Origin of the sequence: [Clostridium] celerecrescens 18A (assembly GCF_002797975.1) — a bacterium.
Taxonomy (GTDB): domain Bacteria; phylum Bacillota; class Clostridia; order Lachnospirales; family Lachnospiraceae; genus Lacrimispora; species Lacrimispora celerecrescens.
On the sequence record NZ_PGET01000001.1, the window covers coordinates 1,017,580 to 1,036,135 of the forward strand.

At 44.0% G+C, this 18,556-nt stretch carries 17 protein-coding genes; 15 read left to right on the forward strand and 2 right to left on the reverse strand.

The genetic code is table 11. From position 1 onward, the window contains the following. Positions 1-14: 14 nt before the first annotated feature. Genes H171_RS04775 through H171_RS04785 form a run of 3 tightly spaced genes read left to right on the forward strand, consistent with a single transcriptional unit; the run spans position 15 to position 2,766 of the window. Positions 15-1,121, forward strand: a complete 1,107-nt coding sequence (locus H171_RS04775; RefSeq protein WP_100304126.1) for a D-TA family PLP-dependent enzyme — start codon at positions 15-17, stop codon at positions 1,119-1,121. A gap of 36 nt (positions 1,122-1,157) precedes the next feature. Then, the gene (locus H171_RS04780; RefSeq protein WP_100304127.1) at positions 1,158-2,273 is read left to right on the forward strand and encodes a M20 family metallopeptidase; all 1,116 of its coding nucleotides are present in this window, start codon (positions 1,158-1,160) and stop codon (positions 2,271-2,273) included. 25 nt (positions 2,274-2,298) lie between these two features. Next, the gene (locus tag H171_RS04785) at positions 2,299-2,766 is read left to right on the forward strand and encodes a RidA family protein (RefSeq protein WP_100304128.1); all 468 of its coding nucleotides are present in this window, start codon (positions 2,299-2,301) and stop codon (positions 2,764-2,766) included. Positions 2,767-3,292: 526 nt separating this feature from the next. Here the strand turns inward: H171_RS04785 and H171_RS04790 are convergent. Then, complete coding sequence (locus tag H171_RS04790) at positions 3,293-3,991, reverse strand: formate/nitrite transporter family protein (protein WP_100304129.1); 699 nt, start codon at positions 3,989-3,991, stop codon at positions 3,293-3,295. Positions 3,992-4,166: 175 nt separating this feature from the next. Beyond that, positions 4,167-5,264: a redox-regulated ATPase YchF gene (ychF, locus tag H171_RS04795; protein WP_100304130.1), complete on the reverse strand. Its 1,098-nt coding sequence runs from the start codon at positions 5,262-5,264 to the stop codon at positions 4,167-4,169. 205 nt (positions 5,265-5,469) lie between these two features. On the opposite strand from ychF, the gene lgt reads away from it, so the two are divergent. The 12 genes from lgt to H171_RS04855 all read left to right on the forward strand — a co-directional run bounded on the left by lgt (position 5,470) and on the right by H171_RS04855 (position 18,551). After that, a complete protein-coding gene (gene lgt / locus H171_RS04800; RefSeq protein WP_100304131.1) occupies positions 5,470-6,354 on the forward strand; it encodes a prolipoprotein diacylglyceryl transferase in 885 nt (294 codons plus the stop codon). After that, complete coding sequence (locus H171_RS04805; protein WP_186802580.1) at positions 6,351-6,503, forward strand: aspartyl-phosphate phosphatase Spo0E family protein; 153 nt, start codon at positions 6,351-6,353, stop codon at positions 6,501-6,503. The genes lgt and H171_RS04805 overlap by 4 nt, the downstream gene beginning before the upstream one ends. A gap of 195 nt (positions 6,504-6,698) precedes the next feature. Further along, on the forward strand, positions 6,699-8,519 hold the full coding sequence (locus H171_RS04810) for a cache domain-containing sensor histidine kinase (protein ID WP_100304132.1): 1,821 nt from the start codon (positions 6,699-6,701) through the stop codon (positions 8,517-8,519). Continuing rightward, positions 8,497-9,255 (forward strand): response regulator transcription factor, encoded by a 759-nt coding sequence (locus H171_RS04815; RefSeq protein ID WP_100304133.1) that lies wholly within the window; start codon positions 8,497-8,499, stop codon positions 9,253-9,255. The genes H171_RS04810 and H171_RS04815 overlap by 23 nt, the downstream gene beginning before the upstream one ends. 235 nt (positions 9,256-9,490) lie before the next feature. Further along, entirely contained in the window at positions 9,491-10,534 is a 1,044-nt protein-coding gene (locus tag H171_RS04820; protein ID WP_100304134.1) for a BMP family protein, read from the forward strand. Between the two features lie 175 nt (positions 10,535-10,709). Continuing rightward, a complete protein-coding gene (locus H171_RS04825) occupies positions 10,710-12,230 on the forward strand; it encodes an ABC transporter ATP-binding protein (protein ID WP_100304135.1) in 1,521 nt (506 codons plus the stop codon). A gap of 3 nt (positions 12,231-12,233) precedes the next feature. Then, positions 12,234-13,298, forward strand: a complete 1,065-nt coding sequence (locus H171_RS04830; protein WP_100304136.1) for an ABC transporter permease — start codon at positions 12,234-12,236, stop codon at positions 13,296-13,298. Positions 13,299-13,306: 8 nt separating this feature from the next. Continuing rightward, entirely contained in the window at positions 13,307-14,224 is a 918-nt protein-coding gene (locus H171_RS04835) for an ABC transporter permease (RefSeq protein WP_100307424.1), read from the forward strand. A 269-nt stretch (positions 14,225-14,493) separates the two neighbouring features. Further along, entirely contained in the window at positions 14,494-14,919 is a 426-nt protein-coding gene (mraZ, locus tag H171_RS04840) for a division/cell wall cluster transcriptional repressor MraZ (RefSeq protein ID WP_025233638.1), read from the forward strand. Further along, positions 14,916-15,854, forward strand: coding sequence for a 16S rRNA (cytosine(1402)-N(4))-methyltransferase RsmH (rsmH, locus tag H171_RS04845; protein WP_100304137.1), 939 nt, complete (start codon positions 14,916-14,918; stop codon positions 15,852-15,854). Before mraZ ends, rsmH begins: the two co-directional genes overlap by 4 nt. A gap of 17 nt (positions 15,855-15,871) precedes the next feature. Next, positions 15,872-16,354 carry a cell division protein FtsL gene (locus H171_RS04850; protein ID WP_100304138.1) on the forward strand — a complete coding sequence of 161 codons (483 nt, stop codon included), beginning with the start codon at positions 15,872-15,874 and terminating at the stop codon, positions 16,352-16,354. 40 nt (positions 16,355-16,394) lie between these two features. After that, positions 16,395-18,551 carry a peptidoglycan D,D-transpeptidase FtsI family protein gene (locus H171_RS04855; RefSeq protein WP_100304139.1) on the forward strand — a complete coding sequence of 719 codons (2,157 nt, stop codon included), beginning with the start codon at positions 16,395-16,397 and terminating at the stop codon, positions 18,549-18,551. Positions 18,552-18,556 lie beyond the last annotated feature (5 nt).

Sequence of the window (18,556 nt, forward strand, 5' to 3'; positions counted from 1 at the left end):
ATTGGAGGGAAACGATAATGAATTGCTACGATATAAGAAAAACGGAAGAAATTATTTCTCCCAGCCTAATATATTATTTAGACATAATCAGAAGTAATATTCAGAAAGCCATAGAGGAGGCTGGTTCAGCAGAACGTCTTTGGCCACATGTGAAAAGTCATAAATCCATTGATATGTTAAAACTACAAATGAAGTATGGAATAGTAAAATTTAAAGCAGCAACAGTTGCAGAAGCAGAAATGGCAGCGCAGGCTGGAGCAGAGCGTATCATTTTGGCCTATCCTCTCATAGGGCCTAATATAGGCAGGTACGTGAAACTTGCAAAGGCATATCCAAATTCATGCTTTTACGCAATCGGAGATGATGTGAAGCAGCTTGAATTCCTTTCAGATAAATGCATGAAAAATGGATATCGGATGCCAGTGCTTGTGGATGTAAACATGGGAATGAACCGGACAGGTGTGACGATAGACAAGCTGGAAGCCTTTTACAGGATTGTAAATACGTTTCCGGGCATCTGCATGAAAGGTTTCCATTGTTACGACGGAAATCATAATAATAAGGATATCATTGTCCGCAATGCAGAAGTTGCAGAGGTCGATCGGCAGGTAGAAACTGTCTTGAAACATTTAAGGCAAGATGGGATTGAATGCGGTCTTGTGGTAGCTGGAGGCACCCCTTCTTTTCCCTGCCATGCTGAAATTACTGACTGGTATCTGTCACCTGGAACTGCATTTATAACCGATGCAGGATATTATATAAATCTTCCGGATTTAGGCTTTATTCCGGGAGCGGCTGTGATGACAAGAGTCATAAGCCACCCAGCTCCTGGTCTATTCGCGACCGACTTAGGATATAAGGGAATTGCATCTGATCCGGTAGTACAAAGAGGGTATATTGTGGGCATGGAAGAAGCAGTACCTGTTATCCATAGTGAGGAGCACTGGGTGTTTAAGATGGAGGATGCATCAAAGATTCCGGAAATCGGAACATGTCTTTACGTAATACCGACCCATATCTGTCCTACCAGTGCATTATATCCTGAAATTCTGTTAGTAAAAAATGGAGAGGTTATTAATACATGGAAAGTAACAGCCAGAAATCGGAAACTTTCTTACTGATATAGGAAGAAAGTACTGGGATAAAGGGGAAAGTATATGGATGCAATTGATCTGTTGGAACAACTGATAAGCTTTGATACAACGTCTCCGCCTGGAAATGAACGACCTGCAGCTATGTTTCTGGCTGACGTACTGAAAAATTATGGATTTCACTGTGAGATGCAGGAACTGGGAAATAACAGGGCCAATCTGATAGCGGTAATAGGAGAGGGAGCAGGGCCGGAGCTTATGCTTAATGGTCATTTGGATGTAGTACCCGCTCATGGGCAATGGCGTTTAAATCCCTTTGTTATGACTCGGGAAAAAGGAAGACTTTATGGACGGGGAACCTCTGATATGAAGGGGGGGATAGCGGCCATGTGTGAGGCTGCAATCCGAATTGCCCAAAAAGGAGGGCCCCAAAAAGGAAGGTTGAAGCTGCTGTTTGTGGCAGATGAGGAGTGTTCCAATTTAGGAACAATGAAATATCTAGAGGTTTATGGGACATCTGATTACGCAATAATCGGGGAACCTACAGGATTGGAAATAGCCATTGCCCATCGGGGCGTTTCAAGGAATTATGTTGATTTACATGCTCCTGCCAGGCATGCGGCTCTTCCTGCAGCAGGAAGAGATTCGATAGAAAAAGCCGGACTTACTATATGGGCTTTGAAAAGGCTGAATCGGGAGCTTAGTGCTATGAGACATGAAGTACTGCCGTCCCCCCGTATATCAATCACCATGATGCATGGTTATGAAAAGGATAATGTGGTGCCTGAAACTACCCGCATGCTTTTGGATTTCAGGATTCTGCCAGGTATGAGCCAGCAGCAGGCAGAGAAGTTAATAAAGAATGGCTTGAGAAAAGCCGGTATTACTGACTGCAGCATTATTCCCCATTTCTATATGCCGGGCGGAGAACTGCCATCTGATAACTCTTTTGTAGGATTGTGTCTGGAAGAAAGGAGGCGTCTGCTTCAATCTGAGAGCAGACCTAAAGCCTTTGATGCTTCTTGTGAACAATGTTTTTTTGTAGGACATGGGATTCAGACGCTTATATGCGGCCCGGGCAATTTATCTCAAGCTCATACATTCAATGAGTATTTAGAAGAAGATCAAATCAGAAAAGCAGTGGATTTGTATGAACGGATTATAGATAAGATTATAAATTAAAATAAAATAATAGGAGAAATAACAAATGAGAGATGTATATGAAATATTAAAGGAAAAAGGAGTCACCCTTCCTCAGCCACCAGCAAAAGGAGGTGTATATACTCCGGTACAAGAATTCGGAGAGAAGTTCTTATATTGTTCCGGCTGCGGACCGGATTTAGGTGATGGAAATAACATTACAGGAAAGTTGGGAAAGGATTTAAATGTAAAAGATGGACAGAAAGCAGCTTATAATTGTATGCTGAATCTGCTTGCTAATTTAGATGAAAAGACAGGGGATTTAAACAGGATTAAGCGTTTTGTCAAAGTTTTGGCATTTGTTAACAGTACTGACGAGTTTGGAATGCAGCCACAGGTTGTAAATGGGGGTTCCGATTTCATTGCAGAAATTTTTGGTAAAGAGACAGGACTTCCGGCCCGCTCCGCAATCGGAGTGAATACACTTCCAGGCGGGATTGCATGTGAAATCGAAGTGCTGGTAGAATTGAAATAAGACAAGGCTGGAAAAATCCCCGGAAGGCCGGTAAATTATACCGGACATTTCGGGGATTGTTGTTTATTTGAATGAGGCTTAAAATTCCTTATCAGCAATCAAACAAGCTTTCCGGGCCTGACTGCACCAGCCTCTCCATGGATAGCAAACAGCCATGACCACACCCCCTGATATAGAATACACACTCATATGATTTTATCATAAAATCATAAAAAATTAAGTTGAATTCATAAAACGATAATATGATGTACCACTAACGATAATTACAACCTGTAAAAAAATGACGTTCCTTATTATAGTATTAGTAGAAGGTAACAATTGTTTTCTGCTGAAAATACGAAAGGGATGGGAAAACTATGAGTAAAAGACTTTTTAAAGGGTATTTCCGAAATTACGTTACAGGCTACGGAATCAAAACAGCTCTTTTCATATCGGTTCTTGCCGTATATATTATAGCCAGATGGCTATGAACCAGGAACGCCCCAAACTTGGGGCGTGTGAATCAGAACGTTGATAAAAAAGCATCCTAATGTAGGAGGGCTGCCTCTTCGCTAAGATGTTTTTTAGCCAAAGGAATGAGGCTTCCCCCTACTAAATTTCCCGCAGATATAACCAGAATATAAAGGATTGCTTTTGCATTCCAGGCATTTCCCATAGTAAAATAAAACATATCTGCTATGCTGTGCTCATAACCAGAAAGAATAAATATCATGACCGGCATGACTAAAGCCAAATATCTTCCGATTCCGTCTTTTATGATCTGATAGCCAATCACTGCGATGCACATCATAATACCGCACATGACTGCCATGATAAATGTGCTGAACAGGGTATCCGACAGCTTCATATTCACAAGTTCCCTTGTGTGATCTATGAGCTTGGCTAGTTTGGTATATCTGAATACAATCCCAGAACCTGCAGTTCCTATAAAATTCCCTAAGTATACAATAAGTATTGTTAATAAGTAGGAAGGCTTTTCGTTTACAATATAACAAACCTTTCCTGTGTATAGGTTAAATCCAAAGGTATAGATGGTAAATAATCCGATTGAAAATAAAAAAGAACCAGCGATATGGTTTTCAAGAGTTAGATAAATCACTCCTCCCATGCTGATGGCAATTCCGGCAATTATTGCGTTAATAAATGTTTTCATTTTTTGATACTCCCTTTTCTTTTTTAAAACGTTTGCCTTGGCTGTAAAAAGGCTTTTTCTATGACCAGACATATTATAGCATAAGGAAAGGGGGTTACAAGGACAATTCCCTTATTGACATAATTTATCAGTCATGGGGACCAGATGGATTTATGAAAAAGAGGAATAGGCATAAAAGAAGGCCAGCGCCTTCTGGCGCTGACCAGTATGTTCCGGTCTCTATAAAATGCCCGCGAATAAATTTCTTCTATACATTAAAGCGGAACAGGACAACATCGCCATCCTTAACCACGTATTCTTTGCCTTCCAGACGAACCAGACCTTTTTCTTTCGCAGCGTTGTAGCTTTTGCAATCCAGAAGGTCCTGGTAATTTACAACCTCTGCGCGGATAAAGCCCCGCTCAAAATCAGAGTGGATCTTACCGGCAGCCTGGGGGGCTTTGGTTCCTTCTTTGATGGTCCATGCTCTTGTTTCAGTAGGACCGGCAGTTAAGTAGCTGATGAGCCCAAGTAAATGATAACTGGCTGCGATCAGTTTTTCCAGGCCGGATTCTGTAAGTCCCAGATCTTCTAAGAACATCTTTTTCTCGTCTTCTTCTAATTCAGCGATTTCCTGTTCGATCTGTGCGCAGATAACGAAAACTTCACTGTTGTTTTCTTCTGCAAATTTACGGACCATTCCCACGTAATCATTGGAAGCTCCGTCATCAGCCAAGTCGTCCTCGCAGACATTGGCAGCGAAGATCACAGGTTTAAAGGTGAGAAGATTAAGGGTGGAAATAAATTCTCTTTCATCCTCATCCTCAATTTCCAAGCTTCGTGCCAGATTTCCATCCTCTAAGTGGGTTTTGATCCTCTTTAAAATCGCCAGTTCCTTTGCAAGTGATTTATCATTCATAGCGCCCTTGGTGGACTTGGAGATACGGCGGTCTAAAATTTCCAAATCGGAAAAGATCAGTTCCAAATCTATGGTTTCAATATCACGCAGTGGATCTACGCTTCCGTCTACATGGATTACATTGGTATCCTCAAAGCAGCGTACCACGTGGACGATGGCATCTACTTCACGGATATTGGAAAGAAACTGATTGCCCAGCCCCTCTCCTTTGGAAGCTCCTTTTACAAGTCCTGCAATATCGACAAATTCTATGACGGCAGGGGTGATTTTTGCGGAATCATAAAGGGCGGCCAGCTGACCTAAGCGCACATCCGGAACAGGAACTACTCCTACATTGGGATCAATGGTACAAAATGGATAGTTCGCAGATTCCGCACCGGCCTTTGTAAGAGAATTGAACAAGGTGCTTTTACCTACGTTTGGCAATCCGACAATACCTAATTTCATAGCAATTACCTTCCTAATATTGTTAATATTCATAGTTGATTTTTATCTGCAACTAATATAGAATAGCATATTATCCGTAAAAATAAAAGAGAAAAACACAAGAATCAAAGCTTTGTCGAATTATAGTTGAATATGTCGGGCGAATCTGTTTGATTTTTGTGTTTTCCCGGGGTAAAATAAAGAAAACATCGAAAGGAGAAGACGAATGGCAAATACGGCAGATATTAGTTTTGTTCATTTGGGATTTACAATCGACCATTTGCAAAACAGTATCTCAATATTTGGATTCCGCATTGCATTTTACGGGATTATCATTGGGTTTGGAATATTAGCAGGTCTCTGGGTTGCGACAAGGGATGCAAAACGCAGGGGGCAGGACCCGGATATATATCTGGATTTTGTTCTGTATGCAATCATAATTTCTATCATGGGAGCCCGAATCTATTATGTTATTTTTGATTGGGACAATTATAAAGATGATCTGCTTCAAATTTTAAATCTCAGGGCAGGAGGACTGGCCATCTATGGAGGTGTCATAGGGGCCGTTATAACTCTGATTGTTTATGCCAGGGTAAAGAAATTATCATTTTTTTCCTTGGCTGACACTGGATGCCTAGGATTGATAACCGGGCAGATTATAGGAAGATGGGGAAACTTCTTTAATTGCGAGGCGTTTGGCGGATATACCGACAGCCTGTTTGCTATGAGAATCAGAAGAGCGCTGGTTAATGAGAATATGATATCGAAAGAGCTTTTGAACCATTTGATCGTAAAGAACGGAGTAGAATATATACAGGTGCATCCTACCTTCTTTTATGAATCAATCTGGAATCTCTTAGTACTATTATTTATGCTTTGGTACAGGAAACGTAAGAGATTTGATGGAGAGATGCTTTTTATATACCTGCTTGGCTATGGTTTGGGACGAGTGTGGATAGAGGGACTCCGCACGGACCAGCTAATATTCTTTAGTACTGGCATTCCGGTGTCTCAGGCACTGTCATTAATTCTGGTAGTGATATCTACTCTTGTGCTCTTCTGCAAACACAGACAGATACGAAAAAAGAGCAAAGGAGAAGTAATGATATGATGATGTCAAAAGAAGAGTTAATACACGATATTGAAGAAGCAAGAGAAAGATTAAATAAAAGCATTGATCATGATGATGAAGATGTTATTTATCACAGGAGTGTAGAACTGGATAAATTGATTGAACAATATATTGCCGCAGGCTACTGATACCATTAGCCTGTGATGCGTTTTGTGCAAATTTAAGAAGGACGTGGAAAGAGAAGGAGCTCTTTCCGCGTCTTTTTTTATGGATGAACGATTTTTGTAAAAGTAATTTGACACAATTCACGGTGGGATGTAATATTTATCTATGAATTGTAGAAAACTGTTACAAATACGGTAATAGTGTCCGGAGGTGGGGAAATGAAGCATTTGTCGTTCCGAATGAAATTGACTCTGGTGTTTATTATAACAGCCATGATCGAAGGGGCTATTATAGGGAGTCTCTCCTTTTCCCATAGCAAGGCCATTGTTGTAAAGAATAAGAAACAGGAAATGTCAGATACCATAAACCGCATTGATATCAATATCAATGTCAAGGTCCGCTATATTATGGAAATCCTTGACAATGCTGTGGCCAGCCAGCTTGTACGTGATGCATGTACCCCCGGCTGGGACGATGGGGATAAGGGGATCAGCCGTACCTACCTTGATGATTACTGCAGAAGTCTCATCAAATCCGTTGGGGAACAGATGGATATTTCCATCATCAATGCCTCCAAGGTGATGTATACAACTGTCGATACCAATGGGGCGGCCCCCAAAGACATCTCGGTAAAAACATTTAAAAGCTATGATGATGCCGTAGGCGGCAGAAACAATAAAACTGTCTGGCTGGGCATTATGCCAAAGCTTTTTTCAGATCCAATAGAAGATCATCAGGCGGTTACCGTGGTCAGGGCGATTCAGGACAGGAATGAAGAGAAGAGTCTGGGAATTATGGTGATTGAACTGGATCCGGACATGTTCAGCAATCTGCTTTTAGGAAATCAGGGATTGTTTCAGTATCAATACCTGTTTATTTTAGACCAGAAGGGACAGGTGATCTGCAGCAATCCCAAGATAAACAATGGGTGGCAGGAAGAAATTAATGACCGGTTCGAGCGGGGGATCCGGCGTTTTGAATTGATATGGAACGATAAGAGGTATTATGTCTGCGGACAATATAACGGCATCACTGGCTGGAGATCTTATTCGGCGATACCCTTTGAAGGGCTGTTTCCCCAGGCCGGAGATTTGAACAAAGCCATTTGGCTGGTGGCAGTGATGAGCACCCTGGGAATTGCAGTATTCATCGTTCTTCTGGTTTATACCATGGCGAGACCGATCAAGCGTCTTTCTAAGGCTATGGGACAGGTTCAGAAGGGAGATTTTGCCGTTCGGGTTCCCAATAAAAGAAAGGATGAAATCGGCGAACTGACAGAATCCTTTAATTACATGCTGGAAGAGATCAATACCCTGATCAGGCAGGTCTATCAGGAAAAGATCGCCCAGAAGAATGCGGAGGTCCAGGCGCTCCAGGCACAGATCAATCCTCATTTTCTCTACAATACCCTGGATTCTGTCAACTGGATGCTGATCGACCGGGGAGAATTTGATATCAGCGACATCATCCTTTCACTGGCAGGCCTTATGCGCTACAGCATCGAAGATGAAAATGCCTTTGTCCCCCTTGAAAAGGAAATCGGATATGTGCTGTGTTATTTGAAAATTCAAAAGAATCGTCTGGAAGAACGGCTGGAATATTCTGTGGAAGCAGAGGAATCCCTGGCAGCTGAGCGGGTTCCAAAGCTCATTCTGCAGCCCATTGTAGAAAATGCCATCACTCATGGAATTGAGCCGAGAAACAGGAAGGGAATCATCCGCATCGTCTTAAAAGATCACGGAGATGAAATGCTTATTTCGGTAGAAGACAATGGAATCGGCATGACTCCTGAACAGCTTAACCACCTGAGGGAAGAAGTACCTGATGTGGAGAAGGAAGGACATACAGGAATCGGAGTAAGGAACGTAGACCGCCGTATCCGCCTCCACTATGGGGAAGCTTACGGGATTTTTATAGAAAGCACATATGGAGAAGGTACGATTGTAAATCTGCGCATTCCCAAAGACCAGGAAACTGTATCAGAGGGCGGAGGAGGGAAAGGAGAGGGCGTAAGATATGAAGCTGATCATCGTGGATGACGAACCGAAAATCAGAAAAGGGCTTTTTAAACTGTTAGATGCCCAGGAAGGTTTTCAGGTTACAGGGGTGTTTGAAGACGTCCATTCGGCTCTCAAGGCTCTGTATGAATTGGAAGCTGACGTAATCATTACAGATATCAAGATGCCGGAAGTATCAGGCCTAGAACTGATCCGCCAGATCCGGGAAAGAAACTTAAATATCCGCATCATTATTTTAAGCGGGTACAGTAATTTTTCCTATGCCCAGAAGGCCATTGAGCTGGGAGTGACCAGATATTTGTTAAAGCCAACGGATCCAAGAGAACTTCTGTCCGTATTAAGAGAATTGGAACAGGAGCTTTCTCCGGAATCTCATAAAAAAGAAGAAATCCGGGACCGGCCCTCAGAAGGGGAAGGCGAGGTCGGAAATTTATTGGTTTTAAAAGCCATTCAATATATTGCCGTTCACTATGGAGGCAGGATTACGTTAACAGATATGGCCGGCGAGCTTCATCTGTCCCCCAATTATCTTTGTGAGCTTTTTAAACGGCATACAGGAAAAAATCTTATGGAATACGTTACTGAATACCGGATGCAAAAGGCGAAATCATACCTGAACCATGTGGAATATAAGGTGGCAGATGTGGCGGAAATGGTAGGTTACAAAGAGGCGAAATATTTCAGCAGTGCTTTTAAGAAAGCATATGGGATCACACCCCTGGAGTATCGGAACAGGCGACAGAGCCATTTGATTTAGTGTAAAAGAAGACGGGAAAATGACCAAAAAGTCTCTCCTGTCTTTATTTTATTTGGTCATAATTACAAATAACTTAATATTTTGGTATAAATAGTAATCTCATAGAATTGCGATGACTTCCGGAAAATGATAATCTATTACTACAAACAACACACTGACGTCTGCGAATCGTGTCGATAACTGAAGAAATGTCAGATATTAACGTGAACGGATGCAAAAAAAGGAGGAACTTAGTATGAAGAAAAGATTTGGCGCATTACTCATGGCAGCGGTAACAGCAGCAGCACTTGTACTCAGCGGCTGCAGTGCCGGAGGTAAGACAGAGGGTGCAGCTGAAACAAAGGCTCAGGCAGGAGGAAAAAGCGCGGCGGATTATAAAATTGTCCTCATTCTTCCAGGGCCTATCAATGACCAGAGCTGGAACGCAACAAACTATGCAGGCCTTACAGCCTGTAACGAAAAGCTGGGCACCAAAATGGAATACGTAGAGAACGTGCAGGCATCTGACTATGAGTCAACCTTCCGTGAATATGCGGAACGAGGCTATGACCTCATAATGGCAGCCGGTTCCCAGTTTGACGAAGCAGTAGCAGCAGTGGCTCCCAATTATAAGGACACCACTTTTTGCGCGGTGAACGGCTCCAAATGTGACGGAGATAATGTGGCTCCTATTTTCCCAAAAGAATATGAAGCCAGTTATATAGCCTCCATTCTTGCAGGAAATGTAACAAAGAACGGAAACTTCGCAACCATCGGAGGGTTCCCCAACGAGCCGATGGAGCATTTGATGGATGTATATGAAAAAAATTCTGTTAAAATCGCAGAAAGCCGTGGCATTACCGGTGCAAAAGCGACTAGAGCCTATGCCAATAGCTGGAACGACGTAGCCCTTGGCAAACAGATGGCAGAGCAGATGATCGACAACGGAGCAGACACCATGTTTGTATATGCCAACGAAGTAGGTCTTGGCAGCATTGAGGCAGCTAAGGCAAAAGGCGCTAAATTCATTGGTTTTTCCAGTGATCAGACCACCATCGATCCAAATACCGTTGTAGCTTCTGTAAATTTTGATTTCAAGAATTTCTATATCTGGGCTCTGGGCCTTTATATGGATGGGAAGCTTTCCGGAAATATGGTTCATGAAGCTGGTATTAATGAAGATATCTTTGCGCCGGTATATACCGATAATATTTCCCAGGAAGTAAAGGATGCGGTAGACCAGGGAATCAAGGATTTCAAGGACGGCAAGGTAGATTTACAGGCGATGTTTGAAAAGTAAGATCTAACCGGAGGGCTGACGCAGGAGAAAAACAGGATTGTTTAAACTGCGTAGCCCTCATTGTTTGAGCGGGCAATGAGCCGGACGAAATGCTTGCATATTCATTCGGCGAATGCCGCATCAACTAAGAAAAATCCGCAAAGCGTGTTTTCTTAGCAGGAAGAGGAGGGGTTTCGTGAATACACCATTTTTTGAATTAAAGAATGTATCAAAATATTTTGCCAGGGTCGTGGCAAACAAGGACATTTCTTTTTCTGTAAATAGGGGAGAGGTGCTAGCACTATTGGGAGAAAACGGGGCAGGAAAAAGCACGGTTATGAAGATCCTCTATGGCCTTTACAAGGCGGATGAGGGGCAGATCCTGATGGATGGAAAGGAACAGAGGATCACCTCCCCAAAAGATGCCATGGCTTTGGGAATTTCCATGATCCAGCAGCATTTTTCTCTGGTATCCGCCCATACGGTAACGGAAAATATTATTTTAGGCAATGTTAACGGCGTGATTGATTACGATAAATGCAAGAAGGAAGTTGAAGAGCTTTCTGCCCAGTACGGGTTTCAAATTCCTGTGAATGCAAAAGTGGAGGAGCTTGCAGTGGGAGTGCAGCAGAAGGTGGAAATCCTTAAGGCCCTCTATTTAAAGACAAGCCTGCTGATTATGGATGAACCTACAGCAGTGCTGACGCCCCAGGAGGCGGAAACGCTGATGGAGTTTGTAAAAGAGTATACGTCCAGGGGAAATTCTGTTATTTTCATCACCCATAAGATGAAGGAGGTTATGGAGGTTGCGGACAGGATCATTGTTATGCGAAACGGAAGGCTTACGGGAGACCTTTCTGCAAAGGATACCAATGAGGTAGAGCTGGCCAGGCTGATGATGGGGAAAGAAATGGTGCCCCCAAAGAGGGAGCAGACAGAAGAGCAAAAAGAAAGAAAGGTCTGTCTGGAGCTGTCTTCCGTTACGGTACAGCGCAAAGGAGAGCCGCCACTTTTGAGTGATTTGTCATTTCAGATCATGGAAGGTGAGGTCTTTGGAGTGGCAGGAGTGAGCGGAAACGGGCAGGAGGAGCTGTGCGAGGTAGTTTGCGGTGCCCTTCCTGTGACCTCGGGAAAAGTGCTTTTAAATGGCATTGATATTACATCCACTTCCATCCGGGAACGCATCGATCAGGGAATCGGATACGTTCCGGTAGACCGTTACCGGGATGCAATGGTAGGAGAAATGACCCTGGCTGAAAATATGATGCTAAAAACAAGCTTTGATAAGAAATGGATCTCACACGGCTTTTTAAATAAGAAGAAACTCCAAAATGACACACAAAATGCCATCAATGAATTTGATATTAAGGCGCCGGGTCCGGATGCCCAGATCAAGGGATTATCAGGGGGCAACCAGCAGAAGGTCATTCTTGCCAGGGAAGTGGGAAACGCAGGAAAAGTGCTGATCATGGACCAGCCTACCAGGGGACTGGATCTGGGAGCCATCAATAACATTCATAATAACATCCTGGCAGAACGGAAGAATGGAAAGGGGATTCTGCTCGTATCCACCGAATTGTCGGAGATTTTCCAGCTATGTGACAGGATTGCCGTTATCTACAAGGGCTCCTTTATGGGAATCTACGACCATGACCAGCTTAACACAGAACGGATCGGTCTATTAATGGCCGGCTACAAAGAGGAGAAGGAGGCGTAAAGCATGAATACAAAAGTCAGGGACTTAATTGTGACAAATGCTGCTGCCATCATTGCCGGCTTGCTCTTAAGCGGCCTCATGCTTTTGCTGCTGCATATCAACCCGGTCGAAGTATTTGTATATTCCATCAATACCATGTTTACGGATAAATATACCATGGGGGAAGTGTTTTTAAAGGCTACACCCCTTATATTTACAGCGCTGGCCTTCGCGTTTACGTTTAAGGCAAATCTGTTTAATATCGGCGCACAGGGACAGTTTTATATGGGCTCCATTGCCGCCATTGCCTTATCCCTGCAGCTTGACGGAAAGGTTCCTACAGCAGTGCTTTTAATTCTTGTGTGCCTGACTGCGGCACTGGCAGGCGGGCTTATGGGCGCTTTGATCGGATTTTTAAAGGCACGCTTTAAAGCCAATGAATTCCTTGTCAGCATGATGTCCACTTACGTTGCTTTGGCTGTCATGAATTATCTGCTGCGCACATTTTTAAAAGAATCCAAAGGAGAGTATCCCCAGACCGATGCCATAACAAGGTCTGCATGGCTTCCTGTTATCGTAAAGGGGACCAGGCTGCATATCGGATTTGTGCTGGCGGTTCTGGCGGCCGTTGGCATCTGGGTGCTTCTCTATAAGACGCCCCTGGGATATCGGATCCGTGCAGTGGGAAGCAATGCCTCTGCATCAAGGATGTCAGGAATTGATTCAAACAAGATCTTTGTGGCCGCATTTTTTATCAGCGGCGCCCTGGCGGGAGCAGCCGGATTTACGGAAGTAAACGGTGTTCAGCATATGCTGATTCAGGATTTTAACAGCGGAGTAGGCTCCGCAGGCCTGGGAATCGCAATTCTTGCCAATGCCAATCCCATCGGAATCATATTCGCCTCGCTCCTGTTCGGCGCTTTAAGTGTTATGGGGAATTTAATGGGGCGCATGCCGGGAGTCAATGTTCCTGCAAGCATTGTTGATCTGATGCAGGGGTTTGTCATGCTGTTCGTTATCATATCCTATTTCTTCCGGCATTATCTGGAAAACAGGAGAGAGAAGCGCAGACTGCAGAAAGGAGCGTGAAACAGGTTATGATCATAAGCTTATTAAAACGTGCACTGATGATGAGTACGCCCTTGCTGTTTGGTTCCATTGCAGAAGTAATCGCAGAGCGTTCGGGTATGATGGTTACCGCAATCGAAGGGATTTTCCTTATGGGAGCCTGGGGTGGATTCGTGGGAACCTATTTGACCGGCAGTGCATTCATCGGAATTCTTGCCGCTATTTTTTCGGGACTTATTGCGGCAGCCGTGTATGGGGTGGTATGTATTTATTTAAAACAGCACCAGGTAGTCACTGGTACGGCCATTAATGTGCTGGCAGCCGGGATCTGTACTTACCTTCAGCGGGTATTGTTCGGCGTTCCCACCGCACCCCTTAAAATCAGCCCTCTCCCTGAGATCGCGATTCCCGTTCTCAGTAAGATTCCAGTCATGGGTCCGGTGTTTTTCCAGCAGAATATATTGACCTATGTGGTTTATTTACTCATTCCTGCGTCCTATTTCCTCTTATTCAGGACATCCTTTGGACTGACCATCCGTTCTACGGGGGAAAATCCGGAGGCAGTGGATGTGGCGGGTATCAATGTAAATGCAGTCCGGTTCTTTACGGTCCTTTTGGCCGGAGTAATGGGAGGCATTGCAGGCGCATTTTACTCCGTAGGATATTTGGGAATGTTTACCACAAATATCATCGGCGGACGCGGCTGGATCGCATTTGCCATATGCTTTTTGGGCAACTGGAATCCCAAAGGAGCTGTTTTGGGAACCGTGGTGTTCGGGCTTACGGAAGCCATTGCCATTTATATGCAGTCGGTGGGAGGAGGAAGCTACTTCCCTAATGAATTATTCATCGCCCTGCCTTATCTGCTGACCATTATATTGACCGTATCCAGAAGAAACTTTAATGTACCCGCTAAGCTGGGAGTCGCATACAGCAAAGAAAATTAATAATGTAAAAGACAGGCATTCCCTGGTCCGTGAGTTCCAAATCACTGACTTAGGGAATGCCTTTTTTCCATTATATGGAAATCCTTGCAGAACAGCCGTTCACAGTTACATGAAGGACAGATCAAATTGAAAATTCTTCGAAATTGTTCTTGCTATTTCACAGTAAATGTACTAGAATTAAACCATAAGTGGTGGAAAGTGGTGCAAAGTGGTAGAAAATGGTGGGATAGTGGTCCAAAACCCTACCGATGTACAAGCAGGTGATTGGTATGTTCATGGGTGAATACAATCATACAGTCGATGCAAAGGGGCGTCTCATTGTCCCGTCGAAGTTCAGAGAGCAGCTGGGAGAAGAATTCGTCGTTACGAAGGGTTTGGATGGCTGTTTATTTGTGTATGATAATGATGAGTGGACTGCCCTGGAAAATAAATTAAAAAGCCTGCCCCTGACCAACACCAATGCCAGAAAGTTTTCCAGATTCTTTCTGGCCGGAGCAAGTGCCTGCGAAGTGGACAAGCAGGGAAGAATTCTGCTTCCTGCAGTTTTAAGGGAACATGCGGGAATCGAAAAGGACGCAGTTCTTGTAGGCGTGGGAAGCCGTATTGAAATCTGGAACAAGGATGCATGGATCGCAGCCAATACCTATGAAGATATGGAAGAAATCGCGGAAGCTATGGAAGGACTTGGTATATGATGTTTGAACACAAGTCAGTGCTGCTATATGAAACCATTGACAGCCTGAATGTAAAACCAGACGGAATCTATGTAGATGGAACGCTGGGAGGAGGCGGACACGCTTTAGAAGTGTGCAAGCGCCTTGGAACTTACGGAAGATTAATCGGAATTGATCAGGATGGGGACGCCATTAAGGCAGCCTCAGAACGGCTGAAGGCTTATGAAGATAAGGTGACGGTCGTAAGAAGCAATTACGAAAACATACAGACAGTATTAAAGGATTTAGGAATCGAACGAGTGGACGGGATTTACCTGGACTTAGGGGTGTCCTCTTACCAGCTTGACATACCGGAAAGAGGATTTACCTACAGGGAAGAAGATGCGCCTTTGGACATGCGTATGGACCAGAGGAATGAACAGACAGCAGCCGATATCATCAACACCTACAGTGAATTTGACTTATACCGGATCATAAGGGATTACGGAGAAGATAAGTTTGCAAAAAATATTGCTAAGCACATTGTTAGGGAAAGGCAGATAAAGCCCATTGAGACAACAGGAGAGCTGTCTGAGATCATCAAAGGAGCGATCCCTGCAAAGGTAAGGGCAGTGGGAGGACATCCTTCCAAACGGACATTCCAGGCGATACGGATCGAGCTGAATAAGGAACTGGAAGTTTTAATGAAGTCCATTGATACCATGATTGATCTGTTAAATCCAGGTGGGCGGTTGTCCATTATCACATTTCATTCTTTGGAAGACAGGATCGTAAAAACAAGATTTAAGACCAATGAGGACCCATGTATCTGCCCGTCTAATTTTCCGGTCTGCGTATGCGGAAAAAAGAGCAAAGGCAAGGTGATTACAAGAAAACCAATCATACCGTCGGAAGAAGAGATTGAAGAAAACAAACGTTCAAAGAGTTCAAAGCTTCGGGTATTTGAACGAATTTAAAAAGGGAGGAAGAGAGAGTGGCTGCAAGAAAGAATGTGCGTTCCTATGGGAGCTCCACTTACGTTCAGGGGAATACTGTCCGTAAAACCATGCCGGTTCCTATGCCGGTTCATACACCGGAAGAAATCCGTCGTCCATCAGTAAACCATCAGGTCAGAAGAAATCGTGAAAAGGCTTTGCAGATGGATTTGCCTTATGTGGTCATGCTGACCATTGCCGCAGTCTGCACCCTCTGCCTGTGCGTGAATTATCTGCATTTGCAATCCTCTATTACAGCCAGTATTCATGGCGTTGAGCTTTTAGAAGCAAAGCTGGAACATTTGAAAACTGAAAATAATGCATTGGAAATGAATATCAACACTTCTGTCGATTTGGATCATGTGTATAAAGTGGCTACTGAGGAACTTGGTATGGTCTATGCGAATAAGGACCAGATCCTTCACTATGATAAGACGGAAAGTGAGTATGTAAGACAGAATGAGGATATCCCGAAGCACTAATAAAAACAGGAGTAAAAAGAGTAAGGTATTTCCCCGTTATATGCAGGAAAAGCTGGCGATTACTGTTCTGGTAATTACGCTGGCTTTGTTTGCATTAGTTATGACGCTGTATAATCTGATGACAAATAAAAAGGAAGATTACAATCAGATCGTGCTGTCCCAGCAGGAATATGACAGCCGCATCATACCCTTTAAGCGCGGGGATATCATGGACCGCAACGGAACCTATCTGGCAACCAGTGAAAAGGTATACAACCTAATCCTGGATCCCAAACAGATCATGTCAGACCAGGATTCTTTCCTGGAGCCGAGCGTAACAGCTCTCACAGAATGCTTTGGCTATGACCGGACGGAAATCATGAACCTCATACAGGAAAAGAAGGATAAGCAGTATGTACGCTATGCAAAGCAGCTGACTTATGACGATAAACAAAAATATGATAAGTATAAGGCAGACCAGTCAGATACGCTGAAAAAAAGCGGAAAGGCTATTAAAGGAATCTGGTTTGAGGATGAGTACAAACGGGTGTATCCCTATAACTCCATGGGCTGCAATGTCATTGGCTTTGCCAACGGAGATGGAATGGATGGAACAGGAGGGATCGAGCAGTTTTATAATACGACCCTTATGGGAATCAACGGAAGGGAATACGGATACTTAAATGATGACTCCAACTTAGAGAGAGTCATAAAGCCAGCGTCCAATGGCAGCACCGTGGTTTCCACCATGGATGTAAACATACAGAAGATCGTAGAAAAATATATCAATGAATGGGAACAGAATACAGGAAGCAAACGGGTAGGCGTAATCGTTATGGATCCCAATAACGGCGAGGTCCTGGCCATGGCAAATGATAAGGCATTTGATTTAAACAATCCAAGAACCTTAAGGCCGGAGTATACCGATGATGTACTGCGGCAGCTTGGGATCAAGGAAGCCATGGACGATTACAAGAGAAAGAATAAAGATGCCCAGCCTTTAACGGAAACAAACGTTACAGAGCACTATTCGAGTGAAGAGATCAAGTCCCTGGGGACCCAGGTGGCATGGAACCAGACCTGGCGTAATTTTTGCATCAGTGACGGATTTGAGCCGGGGTCAACAGAAAAGATTTTTACCGTATCAGCCGCTATGGAAGAAGGAGCGATTACCGGTAAGGAAACTTATGAGTGCAACAAGTTCCTTGAGGTGGGAGGGCATAAGATCAACTGCGTCAGCAGATATGGACATGGCCTGATCACCGTTGAGGAAGGACTGATGAAATCCTGCAACGTGGTCATGATGCGGATTGCCCAGCAGATGGGAAAAGAAAAATTCTACAAGTATCAGCAGATTTTCGGTTTCGGCTCTAAGACCGGAATCGATCTGCCAGGAGAAGCAGATAATAAAACTCTTGTTTATACCCAGAATACAGCGGGGCCTACGGATCTTGCAACCAACTCCTTTGGACAGAATTTCAGCACGACCATGATCCAGATGGCTGCTGCCTATAGCTCTGTAATCAATGGAGGTTCCTATTATGAACCTCATGTGGTGAAGCAGATCCTTAACGAACAGGGTTCTGTCATTAAAAAGGTTGAACCAGTTCTTGTCAGGGAAACGGTATCGGAATCAACCACCAAATACATCAATGAAGCACTGTTTAAGACCGTCAATGCAGAGGGAGGAACAGGAGGCGCTGCAAGGGTGGTAGGATATAAAGTTGCCGGTAAAACCGGTACTGCCGAGAAGATCCCCCGTGATAAGACCAATTATGTGGTATCCTTCTGCGGCTATGCTCCGGCGGACAATCCTCAGGTTCTGGTTTATGTTGTGGTTGATGAGCCTCATGTGGAGGATCAGCCTCACAGTACCTATGCCAGCCAGATTTTTCAGAAGATTATGGCGGAGATTCTTCCTTATATAAATGTGTTTCCGGATACAGATGCAGAAACCTCGCCATTGCCGGAGGAAGCAGCAAAGCTTCCTGAGCAGGAAGGGATAACCAGTGAAACTGAAAGCGCATCCCAGGGAGAAAATGCGTCTGAAGAATCAGGTGCAGAAGAGACCACTGGGCAGGCTCCTACCATGGAAAACGGAAATCCGATTCCTGAAGAGTATTTAAATCCTTCGGAAGAATACGTCAACAGGGAAGAAGGGGAGGACGGTTCCAATCTCCCGGCAGCACTTCCGACCGAAGAGACCACAGCCCAATAAGGAAC